The organism is Sedimentitalea xiamensis (assembly GCF_030164465.1).
GTDB classification, from domain to species: Bacteria; Pseudomonadota; Alphaproteobacteria; order Rhodobacterales; family Rhodobacteraceae; genus Sedimentitalea; species Sedimentitalea xiamensis.
In genome coordinates this window covers 1-15,539 of the sequence record NZ_JASNJE010000029.1, presented here as the reverse complement: position 1 = coordinate 15,539, position 15,539 = coordinate 1, and the positions used below count along the sequence as shown (strand labels likewise).

Sequence of the window (15,539 nt, the reverse complement as noted above, 5' to 3'; positions counted from 1 at the left end):
CGGCTCAGGAGGCCGTGTGTTGAATTCGGCGAACCAACCCATTGCGGCATGGTCCGGATTCTACTTTTGGATGTATGATTTGAATGCGATCGGGCGTGAAAAATCAACACTGTCGCCGGTCGGACGGGATGAAACCGCACCTGACCGGCGCGCTTGGGGCAATTGCTGCGCGGGGAATTCGTGCCCGGTGCAATGCACTGCCATCCGCCGCCCGGTCCTGGATCGAACGGTCAGCTTTTCGGGTCGGTGACGGAGCGCGCCTTGCCGCGTTTCAGGCCCAGTTGGTGTTCGCGCCAGATGACGAGAATGTTGCCGGCGATGACCAGCGCCGCCCCGGTCAGCATGATGACGGTGGGAAGTTCGCTGAACCAGACGTAACCGACGAGGATGGCGAAGATCATCGAGGAATAGTCATAGGGGGCCAGCATCGACGCCGGTCCGAACCGGTAGGACGAGGTGACGAGGATCTGTGCGACGCCGCCGATGAGCCCGGCCAATATCAGGAGGATGGCGACGTCGGGCGCGGGAAACGTCCAGCCGAACGGCATCGTCATCAGGGAAATCAGCGACGCGGTGGCCGAGAAGTAGAACACGATCGCAGCGGTGTTTTCGGTTTGCACCATCTTGCGGATATGGATCTGCACGAAGGCCCGCGTCACGGTCGCGCCCAGAACCAGCATGGCGCCCAGCGTGGCTCCGTCCTGCACGGCGCCGGAACCGAGCCTCGGCCAGAGCATGATGAGCACCCCGATCAGGCCCAGAAGCACAGCGGTGATGCGGATCATGCGGATACGCTCCCCGAGAAGCAGGGCCGCGAGAATCACGGTGAAGATCGGTGTGGCATAGCCAATCGCGGTGACTTCGGGCAGCGGCAGAAGCCCAAGCCCCGCGAAAGTCAATCCCATCCCGGTCGTGCCGAGGATACCGCGCCAGAAATGCCCGGCCGGGTTCCGGGTCAGCAGCCCGTTGCGCAATTGCCCGCGCAGGGCCAGCCAGACCAGTATGACCGGTATGGCAAAGAAAGAGCGGAAGAACACCGCTTCGCCGGGCGGCACGGCATCGGAGGTGGCCTTGATGATGGCGGACATGATCGTGAACAGGAAAATCGCGCTGATCTTGAGGATTACCGCCAGTCCGGGTCGATGCGATGTTAAGTTCTTGTTCATGGCGACAGGTCTGCGCCCAACCTCGCCAAAGCGCAAGATGCGGCCGGTTCCGATCCGGCGTGATTTTGCGCCGGGATCGGTGCCGCATCCGCTGCCGGCTTGTTTCCGCTGGCCGGTTTCTTCATTCTGACCGGGATGCAGCGGGGTGACGGAGTCGGAATGGCGGCCGAGAGCGATATCTTGACGAAGCTTCTGGAGATGTCTCATCACGAAGTCGGTGGGCAGCCTGCGGATCTGCGCGACGCGGATGTCCTGATCACCTCCCTGATCGACGGGCCGCGCGCCTGCCATGCGGCATCGCTCATGGCGCCCCGCATCGTATCGGAGGGCGACCGCAAGGTGCTGCGCGGCGTTCTGCTGGGGTCGGCGCTGCGGCGGCGGCGGACGATTCTGCTGACGAAGGCGAATTTCGACGCTTTCACGATCACCCTGCCCACTGTCGCGCTGAGCGCCTCCGTCAGCGCGCTGATCTTTTTCAACACCTCGGCCCTGGGGCCGGTATCGGCGACCTATATCGGGGTCCTGTCCTTCGTTGCCGCGGCGGGGCTGTTGATCTTGCGCCTGGTCTGGGGCTATCGCGTCGAGCAGACTGAAGCCGACATCAAGTCGATCGAGGCGGTGGCGGAACTGGTGCGGGCATGAGGCGGAAATGGTCCTGGCGATGAAGACCGTGGTAATTTGCCTTCGGACACACTATATTAAGCCCGAGCGTGTATCTGACCGCGTGAAAGGAGCCTGACATGACACCGTTCGAGATCGTTGCGACGCTGTCCGCCACCACATTGGTCGGCGTGGGCGCCATTGCCGCCTATCGCATGCAGCGGCAGATGTCCGAGTTGCGGCCGCGCGACGACATGCGGGTGCAGGAGTTGCTGGCCGATATGCCCAATGGTCACAATTCCAAGCTGTTGATGGACTGACGCGGCGGGGCCGTCAGCGCCCCGCAATGGCGGATCAGCCGATCACCCCCCGATTTTCCCCGATCTGACCGCGATGCAGGAGCAGGTGGTCGAGGATCACGCAGGCCATCATCGCTTCGCCTACGGGCACCGCGCGGATGCCGACGCAGGGGTCATGGCGGCCCTTGGTCATGATCTCGGTGTCTTCTCCGGATTTCGTGACGGTCTTGCGCGTGGTCAGGATCGAACTGGTGGGTTTCACGGCGAACCGTACCACGATGTCCTGCCCGGTGCTGATGCCGCCGAGGATGCCGCCGGCGTGGTTTGACGAATATTCGGGTCCGTCCGGACCCATGCGGATTTCGTCGGCATTGGCTTCGCCGGTCAGCATGGCGGCGGACATGCCCTCGCCGATTTCCACCCCCTTGACGGCGTTGATGCTCATCATCGCGGCGGCGAGGTCGGTGTCGAGCTTGCCGTAGATCGGCGCGCCCAGACCCGCCGGCACGCCGCGTGCGGTGACTTCCACGATCGCGCCGACGGAACTGCCGGACTTGCGCAGGCTGTCCAGGTAGTCGGCCCATTTGATCGCCGCGTTTGCGTCGGGCACCCAGAACGGGTTGGCGTCGATCTGGTCCCAGTCGAACCGGTCGCGGTCGATCCTGTGCGGCCCCATCTGCACCATGTATCCGGTGATCCGGACACCGGGCGCGATGGCCTTGATCGCTTCGCGCGCGAGGCCGCCGGCGGCCACCCTCGATGCGGTTTCGCGGGCGGAGGACCGTCCGCCGCCCCGGTAGTCGCGGATGCCGTATTTCTGGAAATAGGTGATGTCCGCGTGGCCGGGGCGGAACTTGTCCATGATGTCGCTGTAGTCCTTGGACCGCTGATCGGTGTTCTCGATCAGGAGCTGAACCGGGGTGCCGGTGGTCTGCCCTTCGAAGGTGCCCGACAGGATGCGCACCGCGTCGGCTTCGCGGCGCTGGGTCGTGAACTTGTTCTGTCCCGGTTTGCGCTTGTCCAGCCAGTGCTGGAGCATGGTTTCGCTGATGGGCACGCCGGGCGGGCAGCCGTCGACCGTCGCGCCGATGGCGGGGCCGTGGCTTTCGCCCCAGGTCGTGACGCGGAACAGGTGGCCGAAGCTGTTGATCGACATGGTGGCAATCTCCGTTTGGGTCGTGCTTAGCGGCGCGGCGGGAGTGTCGCAAGCGTTTGTCGGGGCGGGGGCGCTGCCCCCGTCCGCCTTTGGCGGACTCCCCCGGAGTATTTCGGCAAAGATGAAGGGCGGGCGCTTGCCAAGCGCCGGGGCCGGAACTAGGGTGTCGGGCACCTCGGGGAGTCCTGTGTGGGGCTGAGACGCGGAATGCGGACCCGTTGAACCTGAACCGGCTCATACCGGCGGAGGGAAGGTCAGGACGCAATCCGCCTTTGCCCTGTCGCCGCAACAGGAGGATGCCATGAAGTATCTTGCGATTGCTGCGGGAGTGTTCTGCGCCACGGGGGCGATTGCCGACGTGCCGGAACTGACCGTCTACACTTATGACAGTTTCGTCTCGGACTGGGGCCCCGGCCCGGCGGTCGAGACGGCATTCGAAGAGATCTGCGGCTGCGATCTGAAGTTCGTCGGCGTCGGCGACGGCGCGGCGCTGCTGGCCCGCGTGAAGCTGGAAGGCGCGCGCAGCGCGGCCGATGTCGTGCTGGGGCTGGATACCAACCTGACGCAGGCGGCGCGCGACAGCGGCCTGTTCGCGCCGCACGGGGTGGAGGCCGGGTACGATCTGCCGCTGGTCTGGTCGGACGATCTGTTCGTGCCCTACGACTGGGGTTACTTCGCCTTCGTGCACGAGGTCGGCGAGGACGTGCCCGGCGATTTCCGGGCATTGGGCGAGAGCGACCGCAAGATCATCATTCAGGATCCGCGTTCCTCGACCCCCGGACTGGGATTGCTGATGTGGGTCAAGGCGGCCTATGGCGCGGAAGCCGGCGAGATCTGGGCCGGGCTGGCGGACAATATCGTCACCGTGACCAAGGGCTGGAGCGAAGCCTACGGGCTGTTCCTGGAGGGCGAAGCCGACATGGTGCTGTCCTACACCACCTCACCGGCCTACCACCTGATCGCCGAAGAGGACGCCAGCAAGGCGGCGGCGCCGTTCGCCGAAGGCCATTACCTTCAGATCGAGCTGGCCGGAAAACTGGCCGCATCGGACCAGCCGGACCTGGCGGACCGGTTCCTGGAGTTCATGGTGTCGGACGCGTTCCAGTCGGTCATCCCGACCACCAACTGGATGTATCCGGCGGTGGTGCCGGAGAGCGGGCTTCCGGCGGGGTTCGAGACGCTGATCGCGCCGGACAAGGCGTTGCTCGTGCCCTCCGAGGAGGCCGCGATGGTGCGCGATGAAGCGCTGGCTGAATGGCTGGGCGCGCTCAGCCGGTAGGCCATCGGACCGGAGTCGGCGCTGCGGCATTGGTCGCGGTGCTGATCCTGGGATCGCTGCTGGCGGTCGCCCTGCGCGCCGAGGTTGGCCGTGGACTGGGGCCGTCGGATTGGGCGGCGGTGCGGTTCACGCTCTGGCAGGCCGTGTTGTCCGCGGTTTTCAGCGTCGGGCTGGCGGTGCCGCTGGCGCGGGCGCTGGCCCGGCGGCGGTTCGCCGGCCGGCGGCTGCTGATCGCATTGCTGGGCGCGCCGTTCATCCTGCCGGTGATCGTTGCCGTGCTCGGCCTGCTGGACGTCTTCGGGCGCAGCGGCTGGATCAGCATCGCCCTGGGGTGGTTCGGCTTGGAGCCCTTGCAAATCTACGGTCTGCATGGCGTGGTGCTGGCGCATGTCTTCTTCAACCTGCCGCTGGCCACGCGGCTGATCCTTCAGGGGTGGCAGGAGATCCCGGCCGAACAGTTCCGCCTCGCGGCGCATCTGGGGGCGACGTCGGCAGACATGTGGCGTCTGCTGGAGCGGCCGATGCTGGAGCGGATCGTGCCCGGCGTGCTGGCCGTCGTTTTCGCGATCTGCCTGACCAGTTTCGCGGTCGCCCTGACACTGGGCGGCGGACCGGGGGCGACGACGATCGAACTGGCGATCTACCAGGCGTTCCGTTTCGATTTCGATCTCGAACGCGCCGCCCTGCTGTCCTGCGTTCAGATCTTCCTGACCGGGGCGGCGGCGCTAATCGCGCTTCGGACGGCGCGTGGCGACGAGTTCGGCGCCGGGCTGGACCGGGTTGTGCAAAGGTGGGATGCTAGGGCGGGCCTGGCGCGGACGGTGGATGTCGGCGTCATTGCGCTGGCGGCGCTGTTCCTGGTGTTGCCGCTGTCGGCGATCGTCCTGGCGGGATTGCCGGGACTGGCTCTCTTGCCCGCGTCCGTCTTCGCGGCGGCGGCGAATTCCGTGCTGGTTGCGTCGGTCAGCACCGTGGTTCTTGTCCTGCTGGCGGTTCCGATGGCGCTGGCCGTGGCGACGGGCTGGAGCCGCAGCGTCGAACTGGCCGGTCTGTTGGGGCTGGCCGTGTCGCCGCTGGTGATCGGGACCGGGTTGTTCGTGGCGGTTCATGCGGTTGCGGACCCTTTCGCGCTGGCGCTTCCGGTAACGGCGCTGGTCAATGCGGTGATGTCGCTGCCCTTTGCGCTGCGCATACTCGTGCCGCGGGCGCGGCAGGTGGTGGACCGCCATGGCCCGCTGGCATTGTCGCTGGACATGGCGGGGGCGCCGTTCCTGCGCTTGGTGGTCTTGCCGCGGATGCGGGCGCAGATCGGGTTTGCAGCGGGGCTCGCGGCGGCGCTGTCGATGGGCGACCTCGGGGTGATCGCGCTGTTCGCGGACCCGGAGCGCGCGACATTGCCGTTGCAGGTCTATCGTCTCATGGGAGCTTACCAGATGCAGGCTGCGGCGGGGGCGGCCCTGCTGCTGCTGGTGCTGTCCGTCGCGGCGTTCTGGCTGCTGGATCGGGGAGGGCGCTGGCATGCTGAAGCTTGAGGCGGTGGTGATCGACAACGGCGGTTTCGACCTGAAGGCGGATTTCGACGTGCCGACGGGCGCGAAGGTCGCCGTGATCGGACCGTCGGGCGCAGGCAAGTCGACCCTGATCGGCGGCATCGCCGGTTTTCTGCCGGTCCGGGCGGGGCGGATCGTGTGGCACGGGCAGGACATCGGCCATGCGGATCCGGGAAAGCGGCCGGTCGCGATGCTGTTTCAGGACGGCAACCTGTTTCCGCATCTCACCGTGGCCCAGAATGTCGGCCTGGGGCTGCATCCCGACCTTCGGTTGAACCAAGCGGAACGGGACCGGGTCGCGTCCGCGATCGCCCGTGTGGGGCTTGCCGGGATGGAGACCCGCAAGCCCGCCGCCCTGTCGGGCGGGCAGCAGAGCCGCGCAGCGCTGGCGCGGGTGCTTGTGCAGGGGCGGCCGCTGCTGCTGCTGGATGAACCCTTTGCGGCGCTGGGCCCGGCGCTGAAGGTCGAGATGCTGGGGCTGGTGGAGGATCTGGTCCGCGAGACCGGCGCGACCTTGCTGATGGTGAGCCATGATCCCGGCGATGCCCGCAGGATCGCCGATCAGGTCGTTCTGGTGACGGAGGGCGTGGCTTGTCCGCCGCGGGACACGGCGGCGCTTCTGGACGATCCGCCGCCGGCGTTGCGCGACTATCTCGGCTGACCTGGCGGTCCCTTGAATTACCGGCGGGGTTCTGCAAATGCTCCCGGAGCCACAGGAGAGACGCCATGCACCCCAACCCGGTTTTTCACACGGCGCAGGCGCAGGAAAATCTGGCCTTTGCGCGGGAACGGGCCTTTGGGGTGCTCGCGGTTCAGGGCGATGGCGCGCCGATGCTGTCGCATGTTCCGTTCCTGCTGAACGAAGAAGGCGGCCAGGCGAACCTGCACCTCGTGCGGTCCAACCCGATTGTCCGGGCGCTGAAAACGCCGCTTGCGGCGCGGATCGCCGTATCCGGACCCGACGGCTATGTCTCGCCGGACTGGTACGAGGTGCCGGACCAGGTCCCGACCTGGAATTACGTGGCGGTGCATCTGACCGGCGTGCTGGAACTGCGGCCACAGACCGAATTGCGTGGGCTGCTGGACCGGCAGTCGGCGTATTTCGAAGATCGCCTGCTGCCGAAAACGCCCTGGACCGCGAAAAAGATGGACGCCGATGTCCTTGACCGGTTGATGCGGACGATCGTGCCCTGCCGGCTGACGGTGACGGCGGTGGATGGAACCTGGAAGCTGAACCAGAACAAACCGGCCGCGGTCAGGCTGCGGGCTGCGGACTACATGGACGCCTACGGGATCGGCGCGGAAACGCGCCTGTTGGCGGCATTGATGCGCGGGGCCGATGGACAGGGGTGAATGTCCTGATAAGATAGGGTCATTTCAATTCAGGATATTGCCATGAAACTGTTTTTTTCTCCGGCCTCTCCCTTCGTGCGCAAGGTCAATGTTCTGCTGCACGAATTGGGCAGAACCGACGAGGTTGCGCTGGAACCCGTGGCCACCACCGCTTTTCAACCGTCCGAAACGCTGGTAGCGAGCAATCCGCTCGGCAAGATTCCGGCGCTGGTGCGCGACGACGGCACGACGCTTTACGACAGCCGGGTGATCTGCGCCTATCTGAACGAACTGTTCCAGGGATCGCTTTATCCGCAGGGATCGCGGCGCTGGGAAGTCTTGACGCTGGAAGCGACCGGGGACGGAATCATGGATTGCGGGGTGTCGATGACCTATGAGACCCGGTTGCGCCCCCCGGAACAGCAGTCGCCGGAATGGATCGAAGCGCAATGGGCCAAGATCGCCCGCGCGATTTCGGTGCTGAACGCCCGCTGGATCAGCCACCTGACCGGACCTCTGGACATGGGCCAGATATCGGTCGCCTGCGCCTTGGCATATATCGATTTCCGGCATGGGCTGCGCAACTGGCGGCAGGGCAACGACACGCTTGCCGCATGGTTCTCGGAATTCGAATCGCGCCCCAGCATGATGGCCACCCTGCCGCCCGCCGGATGACCTGAAAGTCACAGATCGCATTTTCCTTTTATCTGGTTGTGCGGCAGCTTGGTTTTAAGCGGCGCATTTGCGACAGATGGGCGCAGATGTGACAACCTGCGCGACTATGACCTGTGGACGAATTAAGTGCGCGACGATAAAGACCCGCATACAGAAGTCGTGACAGGTGACGGCTTCGATGCATGACTGCCCCGCCGGGGCGAAGAGATTGGAGAAACCTCGTGTCGCACGCAGAAGATCACGAAGGCAGCCGGAGAGATTTCCTCTATTACGCCACCGCTGGCGCCGGAGCCGTACTTACAGGGGCCGCCGTCTGGCCGTTAATCAATCAGATGAACCCCTCCGCGGATGTTCAGGCGCTGTCGTCGATCCGCGTCGATGTCAGCGGCGTTGAGGTCGGCACCCAGATCAGCGTGAAATTCCTGGGCAAGCCGGTGTTCATCCGGCGCCGGACCGAGGAAGAAATCGAGATGGCGCGCTCGGTCGACGTGGCAGACCTGCCCGATCCGCAGGATCGCAATGCGAACAAGCCGGGCCTCGATGCATCGGACGAGAACCGCACGATGGACGAAGCCGGCGAATGGCTGGTCATGATGGGCGTCTGCACGCATCTGGGCTGTGTGCCGCTTGGCGACGGCGCCGGAGATTTCCATGGCTGGTTCTGCCCCTGCCACGGGTCTCACTATGATACCGCAGGCCGGATCCGCAAAGGGCCGGCGCCCGAGAACCTGCCGGTCCCGGTGGCGCAGTTCATCGACGAAACAACGATCCAACTGGGATAAGGAAGCAGCATATGTCCGGTATTCCGCACGATCATTACGAACCCAAGACCGGTGGCGAGAAGTGGCTGCACAAGCGCCTGCCCGTCGTCGGTCTGATGTATGACACCATCATGATCCCCACGCCCAAGAACCTGAACTGGATGTGGATCTGGGGGATCGTCCTGACCTTCTGCCTGGTGTTGCAGATCGTCACCGGCATCGTTCTTGTGATGCACTATACTCCGCATGTGGACATGGCCTTTGCGTCGGTCGAACACATCATGCGAAACGTCAACGGCGGTCACATGCTGCGCTACCTGCATGCGAACGGCGCGTCGCTGTTCTTTATCGCGGTTTACGCGCATATCTTCCGCGGTCTCTATTACGGTTCCTACAAGGCCCCGCGCGAGATCACCTGGATCATCGGGATGCTGATCTTCCTGGCGATGATGGGCACCGGCTTCATGGGCTACGTTCTGCCCTGGGGGCAGATGTCGTTCTGGGGCGCGACGGTGATCACCGGTCTCTTTGGCGCGATCCCGTTCATCGGCGAACCGATCCAGACCTGGCTGCTGGGCGGACCGGCGGTGGACAACCCCACGCTGAACCGCTTTTTCAGCCTGCACTACCTGCTGCCCTTCATCATCGTCGGGCTGGTTGCGGTGCATATCTGGGCCTTCCATACCACCGGCAACAACAACCCGACGGGCGTCGAAGTGCGCCGTGGGTCCAAGGCTGAGGCGGAAAAGGACACGGTTCCGTTCTGGCCCTATTTCGTGATCAAGGACCTGTTCGCACTGGCGGTCATCATGGCCGTGTTCTGGGCCGTCGTCGGCTTCATGCCGAACTACCTGGGGCACCCGGACAACTATATCGAAGCCAACCCGCTGGTGACGCCGGCGCATATCGTTCCGGAATGGTACTTCCTGCCGTTCTACGCGATCCTGCGCGCCTTCACCTCCGAGGTCTGGGTTGTCCAGTTCGCCAGCTTCGTGACCGGCGGCATCGTCGATGCCAAGTTCTTCGGCGTGCTGGCCATGTTCGGTTCGATCGCGGTGATGGCGATCGTGCCGTGGCTGGATACGTCCAGTGTGCGGTCCGGTCGGTATCGCCCGATGTTCAAATGGTGGTTCTGGCTGCTGGTGATCGATTTCTTCGCGCTGATGTGGCTGGGCGCGATGCCCGCCGAAGAACCCTATGCCAGCTTCGCCCTGATCGGATCGGCCTACTGGTTCGGGTATTTCCTGGTGATTCTGCCCATTCTGGGCGTCATCGAGAAGCCTACTGCGCAGCCCGCGACCATCGAGGAAGATTTCGAGGCGCATTATGGCAAGAAGTCCGGGGCCGGTTCTGACGCCGCCACGGCACCCGCCGAGTAAGAGAAGGATCGGGACGGATGATGAAGAAACTCGCAATCAGTGCCGCCTTCGCCTTGGCCATGGCCCCGATCGGGGCCATGGCAGCGGGGGGTGGCGACCAGCACATCGAGGACTTTGCGTTCTCGTTCGAAGGTCCCTTCGGCACCTTTGACCGGAACCAGTTGCAGCGTGGCTTGCAGATATACACCGAAGTCTGCGCCGCCTGTCATGGCCTGAAACAGGTGCCGATCCGCACCCTGTCGGACGAAGGCGGGCCGCAAATGCCGGAGGATCAGATCCGTGTCTATGCCGCGGATAATTTCGAGGTTTTCGACCCGGAACTGGACGATTTTCGTCCCGCCACGCCGGTCGATCACTTTCCGGCCAACGACTCGCTCGGCGCGCCGGACCTGAGCCTGATGGCCAAGGCACGCGCCGGGTTCCACGGACCCTATGGCCTGGGTCTGAACCAGATGTTCAGGGGGATGGGCGGAGCCGAATACATCGCGTCGATCCTGACGGGCTACACCGGCGAGGAAAAGGAAGAGGCGGGCGTTATTCTCTATGAGAACACCGCCTTCCCCGGCGGCTGGCTGTCGATGGGGCCGCCGCTGTCCGACGAGCAGGTCGAGTTCGCGGACGGTCATTCCAACACGGTGCACCACATGGCGCAGGACGTGTCGGCGTTTCTCATGTGGGCTGCCGAGCCGAAATTGATGGCGCGCAAGCAGGCCGGTTTTGTCGGGGTTCTGTTCCTGACCTTCCTGTCGGTGCTGCTCTACCTGACGAACAAGCGGATCTGGGCGCCGATCAAGGGCAAGAAGACCGACTGATCCGTTCCGCAACAAGTGATCTTGCCCCCGTGCCCATGGCGCGGGGGTTTTCAGTTCAGCGGTCCGGTCCACACGATTAAGATGTGGCGTCGGGCGATTTTCCCGACAGGGTTGCCGGGGTCAGAAACTATCCTTGTCCAAAGAGGTTGGAGGTGGCGTTTGCCCTTCTGGCGGGCTTGTCGAACGGGCGTGACAATCGCTAGGCTGAACCGGTATTCGAAGACCGGTTTTTCTGATGCCCGATTTGTCCGTGAATCTGAGTCTGACCGCCGTTCTGGCCGCGGATGTCGCCGGGTATACCCGCTTGATGAACGAAGACGCGGAAGGGACGCTGCGAACGCTGCGGCGATTGCGCGGCGAAATCATGGACCCCGTCATTGCCGCCCGGAGAGGGCGTGTTGTCAAGAACATGGGCGACGGCTGGATCGTGACCTTCCGCACGGTTTCCGATGCGGTTCAATGTGCGATGCAGCTTCAAGACCGGCTGAAGAACGACGACGGGCTGAAGATCCGGATCGGTGTGCATCTTGGCGACGTCGCCGAAACGGAAGGGGACGTGTTCGGCGAAGGCGTGAACATTGCCGACCGCCTGCAGGAGATCGCCGAACCCGGAGCGGTGGTGGTCTCGGACGCGGTTTTCGGATTGCTAGACGGAACCCTGCGCCCGTCCTTCGACGACGCGGGCGAGCGGGTTCTCAAGAACATCGCCAAACCTGTCAGGCTGTGGTCGCGCGGCGGCGACGTGGCAGGCGCTTACGCGGCCCTGGCAATTCCGGGCTTTCCCCGGCTGATCATCCAGCCTGTCAGAACTGCGGATACACGGGCCGAACTCACGGAACTGGCATCGGCCTTGACCGGCGACCTGCTGTTCTACCTGGACTCGACGCGCTGGCTGGACGCGACCATTTCCCAGGACAATGACCCCGACCGATACATCGTGGCGCCGGTGCTGCGCGCGCGATCCGATGTCTTGCGGTTGGAAGCGCGTTTATGGGGGCCGGACGGGCGGCTGCTGGAGGTTTTCAAGATCGGCGGAAATCTGGCGGACGCCTTCGACTGGCAGGACAGGACGGGGGCGGACCTGTCGAACCGGATCATGCAGGGCGTCATCGGCGCCGAGATCCGCAAGATCGAAACCCTGCCGGATTCGCTGCGCACCGCCGAACAGTGGATGGTCTATGGTTTCGCCTTCGCCGGACAATCCGGGGAAGCCCATCGCAAAACCCTGGACTGTTTCGCCGAAGCGATCCGCCTGAAGCCCGGTTTTGGATATGCCTATGCCTATGCGCTCGTCATCCTGATGAGCGCGGTTTCCATGGGTCAGTCCCACTTCGTCCAGGCGCATCTGGACAAGATGGATCATTGGGCCGCACAGGTCGACCGTCTGGAACCGGAGCAATCCCCGGCAAGGGTCATGCTCGCGCTTGGACGGTTGATCCGCACCGGAGACCGCAAGGCCGTGCGGGCCGATATCCGGGCGCTGATCCGGAATCTTCCGTTCGATCCGCATACGCTGTTCTGGAGCGGCTGGCTGTTTCTCTACATGGGCGATCCGGAGACGGCGCTCGAATACCTGCCGCGCATCAATGTCGGCTTCGGCGGCGAAGCCCTGGCCAACGCGGCGCGGGGCGGGATCGGGTTCGCGTTTCTGCAGATGGGCCAGTTCGAACAGGCGTTGCCGTATCTCGACGAGGCGCTGCGGCAGAATCCGGACTACAGCGCCGCATGGCGGCACAAGGCCGCCGCCTGTGGCTACCTGGGCCGGACGGAGGAAGCGGCAGCGGCGCTGGAAGCGGTCTCGAAACTGTCGCCGGATGAAACCATCGCCCAGATCCGGACCCGGTCGGGCTATCTGGATACACCGGGCACGCGCCGGTATTTCGAAGGCTTGGCGAAAGCGGGCATGGCGCCCGGTTGATGCGCGGCCGGTCAGGCCGTCAGGGCCGTCGCGGTCTGGCCGGTGATCCGCGCCGTGACGATCTCGCCCTCGGGCCGGGGAGCGTCGAACCGAACTTCGGTGAACTGCTCGGTGCGGCCCATGCGGGGGCTTTCCATCAGGACGCTATGCGTCCGTCCGATCTGGTCGGCCAGATGGCGGGCCACCTGCGCATCGCCTGCAGCGCGCAGCCGGGCGGCGCGGGACTTGATGGTCTTGCCGTTCACCTGGTTGGGGATGCGCGCCGCCGGGGTTCCGTCGCGCCGCGAATAGGGGAAGACGTGCAGCCATGTCAGGTCGCATTCCCGCACCAGTTTCAACGAATTCTCGAAATGCGCGTCCGTTTCGGTCGGGAACCCGGCAATGATGTCCGCTCCGAACGTCATGTCCGGCCGCAGGGCGCGGGCGGTCTCGGCGAACCGGATGGCGTCGTCGCGCAGGTGTCGGCGCTTCATGCGCTTCAGGATCAGGTCGTCCCCGTGTTGCAGCGACAGGTGCAGATGCGGCATCAGGCGCGACTCGGTCGCGATCGCGGCCATCAGGTTGTCGTCCACCTCGATGCTGTCGATGCTGCTGATGCGCAGGCGGGGCAGGTCGGGGACCAGCCGCAGGATCCGCATCACCAGGTCGCCCAGGCGCGGTTGCGACGGCAGATCGGCGCCCCAGCTTGTCAGGTCCACCCCGGTCAGCACCACTTCGTTGTAACCCCGGTCCACGAGCCTTTTGATCTGGTCGACCACCACGCCGGCGGGAACCGAACGCGAATTGCCCCGGCCATAGGGAATGATGCAGAAGGTGCAGCGGTGGTCGCAGCCGTTCTGGACCTGCACATAGGCCCGGCTGCGGGTGCCGAACCCGTCGATCAGGTGGCCGGCGGTTTCGGTAACGGACATGATGTCATCGACCTGCACCGGTTCGGTGCCGAAATCCCCCGCAAGACCTGCCCAGGTTGTGGCCCGCATCTTCTCGGAGTTTCCGATAACGACATCGACCTCCTCCATGGCGGCAAAGCTGTCCGGTTCGGTCTGGGCGGCGCAGCCGGTGACGATGATCCGCGCCGCAGGATTCTCGCGCCGCAGCTTGCGGATTTCCTGGCGCGCCTTGCGCACCGCCTCGGCTGTGACGGCGCAGGTGTTCACGATGACGGCATTCTCCAGCCCGGCCCGGGCGGTCAGGTCCTTCATCGCCTCGGTTTCATAGGCGTTGAGCCGGCAGCCCAGCGTGGCGAATTTCGGCGCGCTCATGCCAGACCGTCCAGGAAGTCCGGCGTCAGCCTGCCGGAAAACACGTGCATCGTCCGACCGGTGATCCAGACGCCGTCGTCGCGCCAGTCGATTTCCAGCGTGCCGCCGTCCAGATCGATGCGCACCTTGCGCCCGGTCAATCCGCGCCGGGCGGCAGCGACGGCCGTGGCGCAGGAAGAGGTTCCGGAGGCCAGCGTGATCCCGACCCCGCGTTCCCAGACCCGCATCCGGATGTGATCGGGGCCGACGATCTGCGCCACCTGCACATTGGTGCGCTCGGGATAGAGCGGATGATGTTCATAGCGCGCGCCGAATTCGGTCAGAGGGATCGCATCGGCGTCGGGGACGAAGAAGGTGCAATGCGGATTGCCCATTCCGGTCGCCGTCGGAGCGCCTTCGATCGGAAGTTCCAGCGTATCCATCGGTTCGGCCAGGGGAATGTCGGCCCAGTCAAGCTGTGGCGGTCCCATGTTCACCGAGGTCAGGCCGCCGCCGGCGTCCACCGCGGCCAGGTCGCCCCTGTCGGTCGTCAGATGCAGGGACGATTTTCCCGTTTCCTCCATCAGGAAACGGGCGATGCAGCGGGTCGCGTTGCCGCAGGCTGCGGATGTCGTGCCGTCGGCATTGAAGAACGTTAGATGCGCATCGCCGCGCCCGTTCGAGATCACGGCGAGCTGATCGAAACCGACGCCAAAATGGCGATGCGCAATGGCGCGCGCCAACTCTTCGGTCATCTCGACGGGGCGCACACGCGAATCCAGAACGACAAAGTCGTTGCCAAGCCCGTGCATCTTCATGAAGGCTATGCCGCTGTCCAAACCATCGTTCATGCCCGGCATATATCCCCGCGATCTCAATGAATCCAGTATGCCGCAGCGAATCCTGTTTTGAGGGCTTGACCCGGCAGCCGGGGTTTTCTACCTAGGCGCCTATGCTCCAGAGCAGGAAAATCTTGTTCCGGGCGATTTTGCGCGATTTAGGCGGTTGATCCCACTGGAACAATTGGCTTAGAGAGCGGCACAGGATCGGGTGATCGTTCCTGGAAAGTGTGGGCCGTTAGCTCAGTTGGTAGAGCAACTGACTTTTAATCAGTGGGTCGCAGGTTCGAATCCTGCACGGCTCACCACTGAAAACAAGGGCTTAGACAGTTTGGCGTGTGTGCGTCATATTTCCAAATGTGGTGGTGGCGCCGTGGTGGCGCGCTGCTTTAGAGGCCGAAGTCTCGTTCTCCTGTGAACCGGCATGCAAATTTGACCCCTGTATTGGGGTAATCGGCGTCCAAAAGTGACCCCCCTGATATTTCGTTTCAGAAGCTTCCTCAAAGGATTGAGGGAGCAATTTGGGGATGTT

General features: G+C 64.2%; 16 protein-coding genes, 1 tRNA gene and 1 riboswitch. Of the genes, 12 read left to right on the top strand and 5 right to left on the bottom strand.

Features of this window, described 5'->3' with window-relative positions; all coding sequences use genetic code 11:
- Nucleotides 1-230 precede the first annotated feature (230 nt).
- Nucleotides 231-1,166, bottom strand: coding sequence for a DMT family transporter (locus QO034_RS18250; protein WP_284486970.1), 936 nt, complete (start codon nt 1,164-1,166; stop codon nt 231-233).
- A 180-nt stretch (nt 1,167-1,346) separates the two neighbouring features.
- Here QO034_RS18250 and QO034_RS18245 point away from each other — a divergent pair, with 180 nt between their 5' ends.
- Together QO034_RS18245 and QO034_RS18240 are read left to right on the top strand one after the other, a co-directional pair.
- A complete protein-coding gene (locus tag QO034_RS18245; RefSeq protein WP_284486969.1) occupies nt 1,347-1,808 on the top strand; it encodes a hypothetical protein in 462 nt (153 codons plus the stop codon).
- Between the two features lie 98 nt (nt 1,809-1,906).
- Nucleotides 1,907-2,086 carry a hypothetical protein gene (locus QO034_RS18240; protein ID WP_284486968.1) on the top strand — a complete coding sequence of 60 codons (180 nt, stop codon included), beginning with the start codon at nt 1,907-1,909 and terminating at the stop codon, nt 2,084-2,086.
- Between the two features lie 34 nt (nt 2,087-2,120).
- Here the strand turns inward: QO034_RS18240 and aroC are convergent, their stop codons facing one another.
- Entirely contained in the window at nt 2,121-3,221 is a 1,101-nt protein-coding gene (gene aroC / locus QO034_RS18235) for a chorismate synthase (RefSeq protein ID WP_284486967.1), read from the bottom strand.
- 166 nt (nt 3,222-3,387) lie between these two features.
- A riboswitch (TPP riboswitch) is annotated at nt 3,388-3,489 on the top strand.
- Between the two features lie 33 nt (nt 3,490-3,522).
- Between aroC and thiB the strand changes: the two genes are divergently transcribed.
- The 9 genes from thiB to QO034_RS18190 all read left to right on the top strand — a co-directional run bounded on the left by thiB (nt 3,523) and on the right by QO034_RS18190 (nt 12,927).
- Nucleotides 3,523-4,500: a thiamine ABC transporter substrate binding subunit gene (gene thiB / locus QO034_RS18230; RefSeq protein ID WP_284486966.1), complete on the top strand. Its 978-nt coding sequence runs from the start codon at nt 3,523-3,525 to the stop codon at nt 4,498-4,500.
- Complete coding sequence (locus tag QO034_RS18225; protein WP_284486965.1) at nt 4,476-6,032, top strand: thiamine/thiamine pyrophosphate ABC transporter permease ThiP; 1,557 nt, start codon at nt 4,476-4,478, stop codon at nt 6,030-6,032. The genes thiB and QO034_RS18225 overlap by 25 nt, the downstream gene beginning before the upstream one ends.
- A complete protein-coding gene (locus QO034_RS18220; protein ID WP_284486964.1) occupies nt 6,019-6,711 on the top strand; it encodes a thiamine ABC transporter ATP-binding protein in 693 nt (230 codons plus the stop codon). Before QO034_RS18225 ends, QO034_RS18220 begins: the two co-directional genes overlap by 14 nt.
- 65 nt (nt 6,712-6,776) lie before the next feature.
- On the top strand, nt 6,777-7,403 hold the full coding sequence (locus QO034_RS18215) for an FMN-binding negative transcriptional regulator (protein ID WP_284486963.1): 627 nt from the start codon (nt 6,777-6,779) through the stop codon (nt 7,401-7,403).
- 42 nt (nt 7,404-7,445) lie between these two features.
- Nucleotides 7,446-8,057, top strand: coding sequence for a glutathione S-transferase (locus QO034_RS18210; protein WP_284486962.1), 612 nt, complete (start codon nt 7,446-7,448; stop codon nt 8,055-8,057).
- A gap of 221 nt (nt 8,058-8,278) precedes the next feature.
- Nucleotides 8,279-8,839: a ubiquinol-cytochrome c reductase iron-sulfur subunit gene (petA, locus tag QO034_RS18205; RefSeq protein ID WP_284486961.1), complete on the top strand. Its 561-nt coding sequence runs from the start codon at nt 8,279-8,281 to the stop codon at nt 8,837-8,839.
- 11 nt (nt 8,840-8,850) lie between these two features.
- A complete protein-coding gene (petB, locus tag QO034_RS18200) occupies nt 8,851-10,197 on the top strand; it encodes a cytochrome b (RefSeq protein ID WP_284486960.1) in 1,347 nt (448 codons plus the stop codon).
- A 17-nt stretch (nt 10,198-10,214) separates the two neighbouring features.
- On the top strand, nt 10,215-11,009 hold the full coding sequence (locus QO034_RS18195; protein ID WP_284486959.1) for a cytochrome c1: 795 nt from the start codon (nt 10,215-10,217) through the stop codon (nt 11,007-11,009).
- Between the two features lie 235 nt (nt 11,010-11,244).
- The gene (locus QO034_RS18190) at nt 11,245-12,927 is read left to right on the top strand and encodes an adenylate/guanylate cyclase domain-containing protein (RefSeq protein WP_284486958.1); all 1,683 of its coding nucleotides are present in this window, start codon (nt 11,245-11,247) and stop codon (nt 12,925-12,927) included.
- Between the two features lie 11 nt (nt 12,928-12,938).
- Here QO034_RS18190 and mtaB read toward each other — a convergent pair whose 3' ends face one another.
- Both mtaB and dapF read right to left on the bottom strand, forming a co-directional pair.
- Nucleotides 12,939-14,189 (bottom strand): tRNA (N(6)-L-threonylcarbamoyladenosine(37)-C(2))-methylthiotransferase MtaB, encoded by a 1,251-nt coding sequence (gene mtaB / locus QO034_RS18185; protein WP_284486957.1) that lies wholly within the window; start codon nt 14,187-14,189, stop codon nt 12,939-12,941.
- Nucleotides 14,186-15,019, bottom strand: a complete 834-nt coding sequence (gene dapF, locus QO034_RS18180; RefSeq protein WP_284486956.1) for a diaminopimelate epimerase — start codon at nt 15,017-15,019, stop codon at nt 14,186-14,188. The genes mtaB and dapF overlap by 4 nt, the downstream gene beginning before the upstream one ends.
- A 220-nt stretch (nt 15,020-15,239) precedes the next feature.
- Between dapF and QO034_RS18175 the strand changes: the two genes are divergently transcribed.
- A tRNA-Lys gene (locus QO034_RS18175) sits at nt 15,240-15,315 on the top strand.
- 14 nt (nt 15,316-15,329) lie between these two features.
- Here QO034_RS18175 and QO034_RS18170 read toward each other — a convergent pair.
- A partial coding sequence (locus QO034_RS18170) for a hypothetical protein (protein WP_284486955.1) occupies nt 15,330-15,539 on the bottom strand: 210 nt, incomplete at its 5' end.

Excerpts from the sequence above, each read along its gene's own strand:
- QO034_RS18220 (WP_284486964.1), top strand. The coding sequence starts at position 6,019 with ATGCTGAAGCTTGAGGCGGTGGTGATCGACAACGGCGGTTTCGACCTG.
- QO034_RS18195 (WP_284486959.1), top strand. The coding sequence starts at position 10,215 with ATGATGAAGAAACTCGCAATCAGTGCCGCCTTCGCCTTGGCCATGGCC.
- dapF (WP_284486956.1), bottom strand. The coding sequence starts at position 15,019 with ATGAACGATGGTTTGGACAGCGGCATAGCCTTCATGAAGATGCACGGG.
- QO034_RS18240 (WP_284486968.1), top strand. The coding sequence starts at position 1,907 with ATGACACCGTTCGAGATCGTTGCGACGCTGTCCGCCACCACATTGGTC.
- QO034_RS18250 (WP_284486970.1), bottom strand. The coding sequence starts at position 1,166 with ATGAACAAGAACTTAACATCGCATCGACCCGGACTGGCGGTAATCCTC.
- mtaB (WP_284486957.1), bottom strand. The coding sequence starts at position 14,189 with ATGAGCGCGCCGAAATTCGCCACGCTGGGCTGCCGGCTCAACGCCTAT.
- thiB (WP_284486966.1), top strand. The coding sequence starts at position 3,523 with ATGAAGTATCTTGCGATTGCTGCGGGAGTGTTCTGCGCCACGGGGGCG.
- petB (WP_284486960.1), top strand. The coding sequence starts at position 8,851 with ATGTCCGGTATTCCGCACGATCATTACGAACCCAAGACCGGTGGCGAG.
- QO034_RS18225 (WP_284486965.1), top strand. The coding sequence starts at position 4,476 with ATGGCTGGGCGCGCTCAGCCGGTAGGCCATCGGACCGGAGTCGGCGCT.
- QO034_RS18210 (WP_284486962.1), top strand. The coding sequence starts at position 7,446 with ATGAAACTGTTTTTTTCTCCGGCCTCTCCCTTCGTGCGCAAGGTCAAT.
- aroC (WP_284486967.1), bottom strand. The coding sequence starts at position 3,221 with ATGTCGATCAACAGCTTCGGCCACCTGTTCCGCGTCACGACCTGGGGC.
- QO034_RS18215 (WP_284486963.1), top strand. The coding sequence starts at position 6,777 with ATGCACCCCAACCCGGTTTTTCACACGGCGCAGGCGCAGGAAAATCTG.
- QO034_RS18190 (WP_284486958.1), top strand. The coding sequence starts at position 11,245 with ATGCCCGATTTGTCCGTGAATCTGAGTCTGACCGCCGTTCTGGCCGCG.